Origin of the sequence: Exiguobacterium sp. KJ 601 (assembly GCF_027161185.1) — a bacterium.
GTDB lineage: Bacteria > Bacillota > Bacilli > Exiguobacteriales > Exiguobacteriaceae > Exiguobacterium > Exiguobacterium profundum.
Window position 1 is genome coordinate 1,935,039 of record NZ_JADHZG010000001.1, and the last position, 12,272, is coordinate 1,947,310.

At 49.0% G+C, this 12,272-nt stretch carries 12 protein-coding genes; 1 reads left to right on the forward strand and 11 read right to left on the reverse strand.

Annotated features, from left to right (window positions below; translation table 11 throughout):
• Positions 1 to 121 precede the first annotated feature (121 nt).
• The 4 genes from IRJ25_RS09920 to IRJ25_RS09935 form a co-directional block, all read right to left on the reverse strand.
• Positions 122 to 748, reverse strand: coding sequence for a YqeG family HAD IIIA-type phosphatase (locus IRJ25_RS09920; RefSeq protein WP_015880994.1), 627 nt, complete (start codon positions 746 to 748; stop codon positions 122 to 124).
• Positions 749 to 873: 125 nt separating this feature from the next.
• Entirely contained in the window at positions 874 to 1,653 is a 780-nt protein-coding gene (locus tag IRJ25_RS09925; protein WP_078146458.1) for a phosphatidylserine decarboxylase, read from the reverse strand.
• Complete coding sequence (locus tag IRJ25_RS09930) at positions 1,650 to 2,072, reverse strand: thioredoxin family protein (RefSeq protein ID WP_031421245.1); 423 nt, start codon at positions 2,070 to 2,072, stop codon at positions 1,650 to 1,652. The genes IRJ25_RS09925 and IRJ25_RS09930 overlap by 4 nt, the downstream gene beginning before the upstream one ends.
• Before the next feature lie 74 nt (positions 2,073 to 2,146).
• Positions 2,147 to 2,341: a YjzD family protein gene (locus IRJ25_RS09935; RefSeq protein ID WP_074032676.1), complete on the reverse strand. Its 195-nt coding sequence runs from the start codon at positions 2,339 to 2,341 to the stop codon at positions 2,147 to 2,149.
• Between the two features lie 162 nt (positions 2,342 to 2,503).
• Between IRJ25_RS09935 and IRJ25_RS09940 the strand changes: the two genes are divergently transcribed.
• Positions 2,504 to 3,316, forward strand: coding sequence for a Cof-type HAD-IIB family hydrolase (locus IRJ25_RS09940; protein ID WP_269318208.1), 813 nt, complete (start codon positions 2,504 to 2,506; stop codon positions 3,314 to 3,316).
• 49 nt (positions 3,317 to 3,365) lie between these two features.
• Here the strand turns inward: IRJ25_RS09940 and IRJ25_RS09945 are convergent, their stop codons facing one another.
• The 7 genes from IRJ25_RS09945 to IRJ25_RS09975 all read right to left on the reverse strand — a co-directional run bounded on the left by IRJ25_RS09945 (position 3,366) and on the right by IRJ25_RS09975 (position 12,227).
• Positions 3,366 to 4,214, reverse strand: a complete 849-nt coding sequence (locus IRJ25_RS09945; protein ID WP_031421243.1) for a YitT family protein — start codon at positions 4,212 to 4,214, stop codon at positions 3,366 to 3,368.
• Between the two features lie 146 nt (positions 4,215 to 4,360).
• On the reverse strand, positions 4,361 to 6,658 hold the full coding sequence (locus tag IRJ25_RS09950) for a glycoside hydrolase family 65 protein (RefSeq protein ID WP_269318209.1): 2,298 nt from the start codon (positions 6,656 to 6,658) through the stop codon (positions 4,361 to 4,363).
• 207 nt (positions 6,659 to 6,865) lie between these two features.
• On the reverse strand, positions 6,866 to 7,285 hold the full coding sequence (locus IRJ25_RS09955) for a general stress protein (protein ID WP_269318210.1): 420 nt from the start codon (positions 7,283 to 7,285) through the stop codon (positions 6,866 to 6,868).
• A gap of 115 nt (positions 7,286 to 7,400) precedes the next feature.
• A complete protein-coding gene (locus IRJ25_RS09960; RefSeq protein ID WP_015880986.1) occupies positions 7,401 to 8,459 on the reverse strand; it encodes a LacI family DNA-binding transcriptional regulator in 1,059 nt (352 codons plus the stop codon).
• A gap of 54 nt (positions 8,460 to 8,513) precedes the next feature.
• Entirely contained in the window at positions 8,514 to 10,016 is a 1,503-nt protein-coding gene (locus IRJ25_RS09965) for an alpha-amylase family glycosyl hydrolase (RefSeq protein ID WP_214689326.1), read from the reverse strand.
• Positions 10,017 to 10,039: 23 nt separating this feature from the next.
• The gene (locus IRJ25_RS09970; protein WP_074037639.1) at positions 10,040 to 10,873 is read right to left on the reverse strand and encodes a sugar ABC transporter permease; all 834 of its coding nucleotides are present in this window, start codon (positions 10,871 to 10,873) and stop codon (positions 10,040 to 10,042) included.
• Between the two features lies 1 nt (position 10,874).
• Entirely contained in the window at positions 10,875 to 12,227 is a 1,353-nt protein-coding gene (locus IRJ25_RS09975) for a sugar ABC transporter permease (protein WP_269318211.1), read from the reverse strand.
• Positions 12,228 to 12,272: the final 45 nt, after the last annotated feature.

Below are 12,272 nucleotides of genomic sequence, written 5' to 3' on the forward strand. Positions count from 1 at the left end.
TGCCGTTCAGGTTTCCCCTTCTTCATTCACCGTAGCACCTCGCTGCTACTCCTGAAGCGTTAATTCCGACGCCTTGCTCGCCGTACATGGGCAGCCTCCTTCTTCCTGTGCGTTCGAGGTCTTATTCATCTTTTTTATGTGAATCTTCGGAACGTGGATGCATGGCCTCACCGATTTTTTCAGCGACCGCGACTTTTGCCCGTTGTGCGTCAACGGCAAGTTCTTCCACTTTTTTCGTGATCAATACATACTTCCCACGACGCTTCATATGGGCGAAGACCACTTTTTCGAGCATCCGGTTAAATTTCGTGACGAGTCCGTCCGTTTTGACGACCGGTTGCACATGAATGACATGAATGCCCGCCATGTTTGCCCCGAGAACGTCTGTGAACAGCTGGTCCCCTAAGAAGATGGCTTCCTTCGGCGAGTACCCATATTTCGAGAGTGCCGCTTTAAATCCAGATGGTAATGGTTTTCTAGCACGAGCGACATAATGAAGGCCGAGCGGCTCCGTAAATGTTCGTACACGATTCTCGTTATTATTTGATACGACAATCACATCGAAACCGTATGATTTCACTTTTTCAAGCCACATCAATAAAAGCTCTGGCGCATGTGGGACGTCCCACGCCACGAGTGTATTATCAAGGTCCGTCAAAATGACGCGCACCCCACGGTCTTTCAATTCTTGTAGGTCGATGTCAAACACAGACGCGACGAACTGTTTCGGATAAAGTCGATTAAACACGTAAAATTCCTCCAATTAGCTAAACGATTCAACTACTTATACAAGTATTGATATCCCTTCTATGGTAAACGAAAACCGACCAAACGACTAGTCTATCGTTCGGTCGGAAGAAAATTGACACAAAATTAGTTGGATTTGATTGTCCCGATGACTTCACCGAGTCGAACCGGACCGATCTTTTCACGGTCCATTTGAATCGTATCCTTCTCAAAACAAAGAACGACGGTCGAACCGAACGAGAAGTATCCCACCTCTTCTCCTTTGCCCGCCTGGTTTCCTTCGAGCGTCCACTCAATCGTGTTGACGTTCAAGGCACCGACCATGATATGTTCGTACGTTCCGGCTGGGCTGTCAAAGCGCGTCACGCGACGGTAGTTGCGTGAGAGCGGTCGAACCGTCTCCGTCAGTCCGATTTCATTCACCGGTGCCGAACGGTCCCCGAGCTCATAGTGACTGAGCACACGACCAGAGAGCGGTGTGTGGACGCGGTGATAATCGCGCGGACTGAGGTAGAGAACGACGACTGTCCCACCTGCATAACGTCTTGCTTCTTGTTGAGAACCGAGTAACTCCGCAAGCGTATACGACTGACCTTTCACCTCGAAACGACTGTCTTCTGAAATCGATTCGATGACCGATAGCTTTCCATCACACGGTGATACGAGAGTATCAGACGACTCATCAATCGTACGTGCTCCAGGCTTCAAGTGACGGGTAAAGAACGCATGCAATGATGGATAGGCAGCAAGCGGTTGCTCTGCCTCTTCTACCGCAATGTCATATACTTTTGCAAACGATGGAATCAAGTGACGACTCACATCTGATTCTGCGAAACGCTTGAGGCGTGTGGCGATCCAAGGCGAGGCGTTCAGCTCAAATAACGTTTGGTAGAAACGACGCTTCATTCCTCTTTGGCCTCCTCATTTTTAAAGAACGTCTCATATTGTTGTTCAGAGACCGCTCCTTCAATGCGACCGACTTCTTTTCCATCTTCAAATCGGATGATAGTCGGCGTACCTTCAATCCCATACGTCGTCCATACGTTATGGTCAGCCAAGTTGATGGAGACCGCATCATATTCTTCGATGAGGGGTTCGACATAAGGCTTCACTTGCTCACAGTATTCGCAGCCCGTTTGCCAGAAGTAAGCGACGACTTCACCATCTTGGTCTAATTGTTGTTGCAATTCATCTGCTGTGACGGCGTTGACACCATCGTCAGTATTGTTTCCATTTAAAAAGTACAACAAACCGATTCCGATAACGATAATCGCACCGATGATGGCGAACGTGATAAAGTTCGCGCGTTTTTCAGGGTTTTTCATATGCATGATCCTCCTCTATATTGAATAAAGAAAAAAGACTGACTCATGCACGAGTCAGTTTGATTGTAGACGGCTTACTTCTCTTGTGCAACGTCGCTGATTCCCATGTCTTGATTTAAGACATCGAGAAGTGCAACGAAGATTGTGATGGCCACGCCAAATCCTGTCGCGAGCATCGCGTTGAACTCTACACCATCAACGGCAGAAATGATAAATACCGCTGTATTTGAGAGCACAATCGCCCAGATCAATGTCACTAAATAACGCATTGAACGTCCCCTCCATCTCACAGATGATTCGTAAAAATTCATACGACATTAGTATAGCATTGTTCGAATAGAATATGCGACTTCGATTGTATATTCTTTCCGTCAAATCGAAAAATGTGATACGGTCGTAGAAACATCATTGTGAAGAAAAGAGGATGACTGATGTCACGTTATTTAATCGCAGTCGATTTAGATGGAACGTTATTAAGAGATGATAAAACAATCAGCGAACGAAACCTTCGCGCACTTCAAGCGGCGCGTGAAGCTGGTCATGAAGTCATGATCGCCACAGGGCGTCCAAAGCGCCATTCGATCATGTACTATGAGCAAATGGGATTGACGACACCACTCGTCAACTTCAACGGTGCGCTCGTACATCACCCGAAAGATGCGAGCTACGCGGTGACACACCGACCGATTCCGCTCAAGACCGCCCATGACATCATTGAAGAAGTATCGGATACGAAGGCACACAATATCGTCGTCGAAGTGACGGACCACGTGTACTTCCAAAAAGACCCGCAAGAGTTCTATAGTCCGTATGCAGAACGTGCGCTCAGCGTCACATCAGGTAACTTGTTGAAGCATTTGCAGGACGAGCCGACGTCCTTATTGATTCATGCGACAAAAGATCACGTCGCGCACGTCCGCTCCCAACTCGACGACATTCATGCGGAAGCGGTATTGAACCGTCAGTGGCGTATGCCCGAACATATGATTGAAGTCATGAGCAAGAACACATCGAAGGCACTTGGGCTTCAAGAGGTCTCGAAGCACTTGAACATCGACCGGAAGCACATCATCGCCTTCGGTGACGAAGAGAACGACCTCGAGATGCTCGACTATGTCGGTACCGGTGTCGCGATGGGGAACGCCATCGACCAATTGAAGAATGTAGCCAACGAAGTGACGGCTTCAAATATGGATGACGGGATTGCCCTCTTCTTAGAAGAGAGACTTGGCATCAAGGCATAACGAAAGCACCGACTTAGAAAAGTCGGTGCTTTTTGTGATTCATTCATGTTTAGCGACGGAACGTCCCTTCGACGTCCTCTGTCGGCAAGATATTGATCCAAACCGATGGGTCTGCATCTTTACAGATTCGCGTAATCTCACGCACTTCGTGTCGTTGCGCAACCATCATGAGCGTCGCCTTCTCGACTTTCGAGTACGTCCCGATTGCCGGCATGAGCGTGATCCCGCGGAACACGTGTTGATGAAGTTCTTTCGTCACCTCATCCGGGTGATTCGTTACGATAAAGAGTGTTTGACGCTGTGTATTCGTATAAATCTCATCGATAACTTTTGACGTCACATACAAGAAGACAATCGTGTAGAGCGCTGTCGGCCATCCGAACAAGGCACCTGCTGCGAGGGCGATCATCATGTTCATCAAGAAGAGATAGACCCCGACCGAGTTGTTCGTGAACTTCGCCAATATCAACGCGACAATGTCAAAGCCTCCCGTCGAGGCTCCATACCGAATCGTGATGCCCGAACCGATTGCCAAGAGCACACCGCCGAATACGGCGTTCAAGAGCGGGTCGTCCGAGAGGAGCTGCGATTGCGGAAGCAAACGGATGAACAACGTGACCGAGGCGACACTGACAAGCGTATGAATCATCATGTTCCGCCCGAGCATAAAATAACTGACGACGAGCAGTGGTGCGTTCAGAATAAAGAACCAGAGTCCTTCCCCTAGTTCAAGCGGTGTACCCTCTAATAATTTCGTCAAGATTTGGGCAAGACCCGTAAATCCCGTCGAATAGACGCCAGCTGGAATTAAAAATAATGTCATGGATAAGGCAACGAACAATCCTCCGATGATCGAGACAACCCCGATTCGTGTATGTTCTTTAACGGCTTCCGTCAAGCTTCAACTCCCCTTTCTCAAAATAGCTAAGAATCAAGATAACATAGATTATTCATGCTGCATACAGCAAATATGCAGGAAATCCGATAAGTTTTTCATACAAAAACAAGCCGACCGAGGTCGGCTTGTTCGTATGAAGCGAATGGTCACGCTTTCACTGTTTCGATTGTAACCGATTCATCTGCAGGAACTGTTACCGCATTTCCATACACATGGATGGTCACGTCTGTACCACCTGTTTGCTTGATCGTCACTTGTTCACGTGATGATGTGACCGTCAAGTGATGGCCGCGCCAGAGCATGTTGAACGAGTAACCGTTCCAATCTTTCGGAGTCATCGGGCTGAACGAGAGGTTATCCTCTTGAATGCGCATTCCGGCGAATCCATGAACGATGGACATCCACGAACCGACCATCGACGTGATGTGCAACCCGTCTTCCGTGTCATTGTTATAGTTGTCGAGGTCAAGGCGCGCCGAACGTTGGTACAATTCGACCGCTTTGTCTTCATAACCGACTTCTGCCGCAATGATCGAGTAGACACATGGTGACAAGCTCGATTCGTGAACCGTGCGTGGCTCGTAGAAGTCAAAGTTTGCACGTTTCTGTTCGACCGTGAAGCGGTCACCGAACGTATAGAGTCCTTGGAGGACGTCCGCTTGTTTGATAAAGTTCGAGCGAAGGATGCGATCCCATGACCAGTTTTGGTTGAGTGGAAGATGTTTCGGATCGAGGTCTTTCACCAAAATCTGCTCTTTATCCATGAATCCGTCCTGTTGCATGAAGACATCTGGAACGAGATCATCTTTTGGATAATACATCTTCGTTTGGATGTCCGCCCACTTCGCAAGTTCAGCGTCCGTGATGCCGAGTGTCGACACGAGCTCTTCGAGACGCGCAGGTTCTGCTTCTTTCAAGTAGTTGTACACTTCCTGCGTATACTCGAGCGTCCATGCGGCGATCAAGTTCGTGTACCAGTTGTTGTTGACGTTGTTGTCATATTCGTTCGGACCTGTGACGCCTAGGATCATATACACGTCTTTGTGCGGGACAAAGTTGACGCGGCTAGCCCAGTAACGCGAGATCTCGACCAATACTTCCAATCCGTATTGTCCAAGGTACGACTTGTCGCCTGTGAAGTTCGTATAGTTGAAGATGGCATGGGCGATCGCACCGTTACGGTGAATCTCTTCATGCGTGATTTCCCACTCGTTGTGGCACTCTTCCCCGTTCATCGTGACCATCGGATAAAGCGCACCTTCCATACCGACATTCTTCACAGCATTCTCTTTCGCCTGCGGCAATTGATTGTGACGGTATTTGAGCAAGTTCCATGAGACTTCTGGTTTGGCTGTCGCCAAGTAGAAGTGGAGGCAATAGGCTTCTGTATCCCAATACGTCGCACCGCCGTACTTCTCACCTGTGAATCCTTTTGGACCGATGTTAAGACGTGAATCTTCACCTGTATATGTTTGATACATGTTGAAGATGTTGAAACGGATTCCTTGTTGTGCCTCGATGTCTCCATCGATGCGAACATCCGCATCTTCCCAGCGTGCGAGCCATGCTTCCGTCTGTTCAGCGAGAAGTGTCTCAAATCCTTTTTCAAACGCCGCTTCGACACGTGTCATCCCAGCTGACTGCAATGCTTCAACCTCGTGGTCGCGGTTCGTGACGACCGACACATACTTGTAGGCTGTCGCTGTCTCACCGGCCGTTACGTTGACCGTGAATTTATTGGCAACAAACAAATCTGTTGCTTCAAGCACTTCACAACGAGCGCCTTCGACGTCCGCAATCATCGATGCCGTGACATGCCAGTCGAGTTTCTTCGTCTTCGTCGTAACGAAAGCGAAACGCTCTTCCACACCACGGTCGACCGGAAGCCAGAACTTCTCATCGTAGTTCGAGTCTTCGTTGACGACATCACCATCTAAATATGGAGTGAACTCAATTTTTGCTTCGTAGTTGACTGGTGTGACGTTGTAACGGATTGCCAAGACTTCTTTATCCACGATCGAGAAGAAGCGGACGACTTGCACTTTCGTCTCTTCTGTCCCGTTCATCAAGGTGAACGTCCGTGTGAGGACACCACGCTGCATGTCGAGCTCGCGAGTGAAATCTTTCACTTCCCATTTTGCCAAGTCGACCGGTGTACCATTGATGACCACGCGGAGACCGATGACGTTTGTCGCATTCAACACTTTGGCAAAGTATTCAGGGTATCCGTTCTTCCACCAACCGACACGTGTTTTGTCCGGGTAGTAGACGCCCGCCACGTAGAATCCTTGGTGCGTATCATTCGAGTAATCTTCCTCAAAGTTTCCTCGCATCCCCATATGCCCGTTCCCGAGCGATGTGATGGATTCTGCAAGACGGTTCTCTTTCGGGTGAAGACCTTCCTCTGTTACTTTCCATTCATCGACTGCAAACAATCGTTTCATCTGTCTGCCACTCCTTTTTCTCTGCAAGGCTACCTTCGACGGACAACTAGTTCATGCAACCGTTTGTCTATGAAAGCGCTGTATTTAATCTCACCTTTCATTTTACACAACTGAAACGATAATGCAATCGTTTGCATAAAACTTTTTTTTCTTTTTTTCATCACATTTTACAATCAAAAAAACCGCCTCTCATCGAGACGGTTTCAATCAATCTTTCTGTCCATTTTCCGGATTCTCACCAAATGCCGCATTCGCTTCGTGTCCCTCGAATACCGCACTTCGCCCATCATTGAATCCGGTATCGGGTTCGTCGATGACGAGCGCGTATCCCCCTTGCTTGATTGAAGCATGCGCCCGTTCGATTTCGTCGTCCGCGATCCCTAAATCGGTCAGCGCCTGTTTCGTATCCCGATCCTCGCTTCCCCCTTCGTTGAGGTTGTCTAACCAGGATGTGTCACCTTCTTCTACGTTTAGGTTCGTCTCTCGTTTAAGAACGTGAACGACTTCATCCCGCTCCGTCACGACAAATAGTTCCCCTTCATCATAGCCGCCTTCTTTCAGCTCATTGATTTTAGACAGTAGATTTTCTTTCGTATCGAATGTTCCGACAAATCGTCTTTCACTCATCTCTATCCATCCTTTCGATTTCGATTCCTTCGAAAAAGATGTTCCCTACTCCATGAGGCTTCAATCAAAAGGATATGCAAAAGACGACTCCGCTCTGGCGAAATCGTCTGGTCAATCAAGAATTCGATTCTAATGTTTCGGTCGCCTTACTCTTCTTCTGCCCACATGATTGGCGGACGACCAGATAATGTGGCACGATGACACGCTTCCCATAAGGGGGTGCATTATCACTGATTTGTTCGATCAAACAGTTCGTCGCCTCGAAACCGAGACCGAAGATGTTAATTTCGACCGACGTGAGTGGCGGGTTCGAGTGTTCCGCGATATACACGTTATTGAAACTGACGACTGCGACGTCCTCTGGGATTTTGAGCCCCATCTCGCTTAATGTGCTGATGACGCCGAGTGCCATCATATCGTCACTGACAACGACGGCTGTCGGTGGTTCCTCATTTTGTAACAGTTCACGCACGGCCTTCGCGCCGCCCTTCGTCATGAATTCAGCCCGGGCGATGTAATCTTCGCATACCGGGATGCCTGCTTCCATGAGGGCCGTCGCGTACCCGTTCCGACGATCTTGTGTGACGGCGAGTTTATCCGATCCCCCGATGAAGGCGATGCGACGATGACCTAAGTTATAAAGGTGTTTCGTCACTTCACGACCAGCCAAATAGTTGTCCGTATCGACGTAAGTGATGGAAGAAGCGTCCCCGAACGGCTTCCCGACCACGACGAACGGAAACTTCGTTTGACGTAAGTATTGGACGACTTGGTCGTCTTCACGTGAATAAAGAACGATGACACCGTCGACACGGCGTCCTTGTACCATCTCGATCACACCGGACAAAACTTCTTCTTCTGTCACGCCGGTCGTCATATAAAGCGAGTATCCATTCTGGTGCGCCTTCGTGCTAATTCCTCGTAGCACTTCCGGGAAGAACGGGTTTTGAAGCGTCTTTGTTGCCGCGCTCGGCATGACGAGACCAATTGACTGCGTCGAGCGGTTAGCGAGACTTCTCGCATGAATGTTCGGATGATACCCGAGCTCTTCCATGGAACTTCTAACCCGTTCTTTTGTCTTTTGACTGATTCTTGGGCTGTTGGCGATGACGCGAGAGACTGTCGACGGCGCGACGTTCGCGTGCTTCGCCACATCTTTGATTGTGATTTGCATGGTGTTCCCCCTGCTTCCGTGAGTTCGATTCGTGCCTTGCGGCGTTTCATGTCTTTATTTGCGGCGCTTCCACATGACCAAACCAGTCAAGAAAATCGGAATCGTAACGACGAGCAAGCCCATCATCCACGGATTGACCGAAGATTCCTCAACGATGTAAGCGTTCGCACTTTCACCAGACAGTTCAATTGTAAACGTTCCGCGCTGATCTGTGACCAGTTGTGAGAATAAAAGACCACGAAGTCTCGTATCTTCCCCGATTTCACTGACATCGATCTCAATCTCCCGATCGTCACGATTCATGTTGATCGCATAGAGCGCGACGTCATCTCCGTCTTTCCGTTCGAAGACGGCCATCCCGTCTTCTGAGGCGATCATGCGCTGCTCTCCTGTCGCAAAGACCGGATATTCTTCCCGCATGCGGTTCATCGTCGCGACGTATTCGTGCAACTCTTCATTTCCCGGGAATTCCGTCATGACACGGTTCGCCGGGTCGGTTCCACCGGTCTGCGCATTTTCTGTTCCTTGGAAGACGATCGGCATACCAGGTGACGCATAAAGCGCGAACAACCCGAGGCGTAATCGTCGTTCCGCTGATTCCACACCGCCGAGTTCCGCCATATGCATGAAGCGTTCGACATCGTGATTATCGAGGAACGTCGCCATCTGGTTCGGGTCGTTGAAGAACGTTTCGGCATAGCTTGCGGCAACGTCAATCTCATCGACGTTCGCTTGCTGTTGCGTCATCGTTTTCGACACCCGGTCATAAAATGTAAAGTTTGTGATGCTGTTGAACCCGAGATCGTCATATTGCGCGACGTATTGCGGGTCTGGGTCGAACACTTCGGCGAGTAAGTAAAAGTCTGGGTCGACCGACCGCACACCTTCGACAAAGTCTTTCCAGAACGCTTTATCGACGTGACGAACCGTATCGAGGCGATAGCCGTCGATGTCCGTCTCTTCGATCCAGTACTTCGCCGCGTCAATCAAATACGATTTGACTTCCGGATCCTCTGTTTTGAAGTCAGGTAAGTCGAACAACCAGTGCGTCTCGACTTGCTCCTGGTCTTTCCAAAATACAATCGGTAACTGTTCATGGAACCATTCCGGCTTTTCTTTAACCCACGGGTGGTTCGGACCGACATGGTTGACGACGAAGTCGAGAATGACTTTCATGTCGCGCTTGTGCGCTTCCTGAACGAGTTCCTGTAAATCCTCTTTCGTCCCAAACTGTGGGTCGATGTTATAAAAATCTTTAATCCAATACCCGTGATAGCCGTCCGGCATATTTTCAAAAACGGGTGTCAACCAAATCGATGTGAAGCCGAGTGATTCGATATAATCGAGCTTCTCGATGACCCCACGGATATCGCCTCCGTGAAACGCTTTCGGATCATCTTTGTCCACCTGTTCATTGTTGTCCGGATTCCCGTCAACAAATCGGTCGACCATAATAAAGTACATGCGTTCTTGTTCCCAAGTAGCGGCTTCCTTTGCCCCGACGACGGTCGGAAACAAAAGAAGCGACAGGAGCACGAGCACGACGCCTCGCCTCATATCGCTTCCTCCTTTTACGAGTATTATCCTTTCGTACCACCCGCTGTGAGGCCAGAAACGAAGTAGCGTTGGAACATGAAGAACAAGATAACGATTGGAAGGGCCGAAAGAACCGCACCTGCCGCGAATAACGTGAAGTTATTATCGAACTGTTTCGAAATCATGTTGTAAAGGCCAACTGCCAACGTTTGTTTCTCTGGTGAACGAAGGACGAGCGATGCCAAGATAAAGTCGTTGAATGGTCCCATGAAGTTAAAGAGAGCAATCGTTGCGACAATCGGCTTCGCGAGCGGCAAGATGATTTGCCAGAAGATTCGGAGGTGACCGGCACCATCCATGCGGGCTGCTTCGTCAAGTTCTTTCGGAATCGTGTCGAAGTACCCTTTCGCCAAGTACGTGTTCATCGGAATCGCACCACCCGCATAGAGCAAGATGAGCGCTGTATGTGTGTCAAGAAGGTTGAGCATGTTGAGCAACACATAAATCGCGATGATCGCAACGAACTGTGGCACCATTTGAAGGACGAGGAACAAGACGAGCGAGTTCTTCCGTCCGACGAAGCGGTAACGTGAGAAGACGTATCCGGTAATCGTCACCAAGACGACTGAGAGTGCCATCGTGATGAAAGCGATTTTCAACGTGTTCACATACCATAAACTATAATCCGAAATCGTTAGGTCAAACAAGTTTTTGTAGTGAATGAACGTAGGATTTGCTGGAATAATCGTTGACGTAATCGTACGCCCCGGGTTGAACGATGTGCCGACAACCCAAAGCATCGGATAGAGAATGATGATCGACGCAAGCGTCAAGATGACATACGAGATCGCCAAATTGATTCGTTTTTGTTTTTTCATATCAGATCATATCCTCGTCTTTGAAAGATTTTGTCCGACGGAACTGGATCACGGCAAGCGTCATGATGAAGAATGACAAGATGAGTGTGATCGCAGCCGCAAGTCCGTATTGCGGGTTGGCACCGAGAGACAATTTGTAAATCCATGAAATCAAGATGTCGGTACCGCCGGCCGTTTGTCCAGGTACAGCAGGGCCACCGCCATTAAAGAGATAGATGATGTTGAAGTTGTTGAAGTTGAACGTGAACTGCGTGATCAAGATCGGTGCAGTTGCGAACAAGAGCATCGGCAATGTGATCAAGCGGAACTTGTCGAAGATTGTCGCTCCGTCAATAGTCGCCGCTTCATACAAGTCACCAGGAATCGACTGAAGCACACCCGTCATGAGCGTCATGATGAACGGGAAGCCGAGCCACCATTGAATGAGAACGAGTGCCGTACGTGTCGCCGTCGGATCGGTCATCCAGTTGACTGGGTCAAGACCGAGCGCCGGCAAGATTGTCGTATTGAACACCCCGAACGACTCGTTGAACATCGAGCGGAAGATTAAGATCGTGATGAATGCTGGGACCGCCCATGAAAGAATCAAGATTGAACGGAACAAACGACGGAAGCGAAGTCCTTCTTGGTTCAAGAGCACCGCAAGGAACATTCCGATCGCGATGACACCTGTCGTTGAAGCGACCGTCCAGACAAGCGTCCAGCCGAGTACTCCGACGAATGTGTCACGGAAGATATCAATTTCAAAGATACGCGTGAAGTTCTCGAATCCGACCCATTCGACGAGTTTCGCTGGTGGTGCGTTGTTGTAGCGATAGTTCGTGAAGGCGATCAAGAACGTGAAGATCAATGGAAGAATAACGGTAAACACTAACAAAATGAGTGATGGGATTAACATTAAGTATGGGAATCCATGGTCACGCAAGTTGCGAAGTTGCATTTGGAACGATGGAAGGTTTAGATGCTGATCACGAGCGCGACCGACACGATAGGCGTCACGAATATTCCAAACATAGAACGCGATTCCGAAGAAAAGTAAAATTAACGCGACAATCCCCTCGACCATCAAGAAGATGGAGTGGTCGTTACGAGGTCCTGGCACTTCACCAAGCGTGATCAATCCCCAAAGTCCTCCACGGTCACCTGGTCCGGCGCCCGCCCCTTTGAAAAATAGATCATAGTTTACGGCAAAATAAGATACGACGACGATAAAGAACGCTACCGCCTTCGCGTATTGTTTGTTGTATAACTGTCCGAGTCCCGGAATGATGGAAAGTAGTCCCGCGTTCCGAGCATGGTTTGTAGGCTTGTCCGGGCGTTGGTCCGGTGATTTAGGGTTCGCAATTGCAGCCATCCTCAGTTTCTCCTTTCGATTTGAGCAAATCAATCAAGCAAACGT

Bases quoted from the DNA above. Each gene is read 5' to 3' on its own strand.
- IRJ25_RS09940 (WP_269318208.1), top strand. From the start codon at position 2,504: ATGTCACGTTATTTAATCGCAGTCGATTTAGATGGAACGTTATTAAGA.
- IRJ25_RS09930 (WP_031421245.1), bottom strand. From the start codon at position 2,072: ATGAAAAACCCTGAAAAACGCGCGAACTTTATCACGTTCGCCATCATC.
- IRJ25_RS09975 (WP_269318211.1), bottom strand. From the start codon at position 12,227: ATGGCTGCAATTGCGAACCCTAAATCACCGGACCAACGCCCGGACAAG.
- IRJ25_RS09965 (WP_214689326.1), bottom strand. From the start codon at position 10,016: ATGAGGCGAGGCGTCGTGCTCGTGCTCCTGTCGCTTCTTTTGTTTCCG.
- IRJ25_RS09955 (WP_269318210.1), bottom strand. From the start codon at position 7,285: ATGAGTGAAAGACGATTTGTCGGAACATTCGATACGAAAGAAAATCTA.
- IRJ25_RS09960 (WP_015880986.1), bottom strand. From the start codon at position 8,459: ATGCAAATCACAATCAAAGATGTGGCGAAGCACGCGAACGTCGCGCCG.
- IRJ25_RS09935 (WP_074032676.1), bottom strand. From the start codon at position 2,341: ATGCGTTATTTAGTGACATTGATCTGGGCGATTGTGCTCTCAAATACA.
- IRJ25_RS09925 (WP_078146458.1), bottom strand. From the start codon at position 1,653: ATGAAGCGTCGTTTCTACCAAACGTTATTTGAGCTGAACGCCTCGCCT.
- IRJ25_RS09970 (WP_074037639.1), bottom strand. From the start codon at position 10,873: ATGAAAAAACAAAAACGAATCAATTTGGCGATCTCGTATGTCATCTTG.
- IRJ25_RS09950 (WP_269318209.1), bottom strand. From the start codon at position 6,658: ATGAAACGATTGTTTGCAGTCGATGAATGGAAAGTAACAGAGGAAGGT.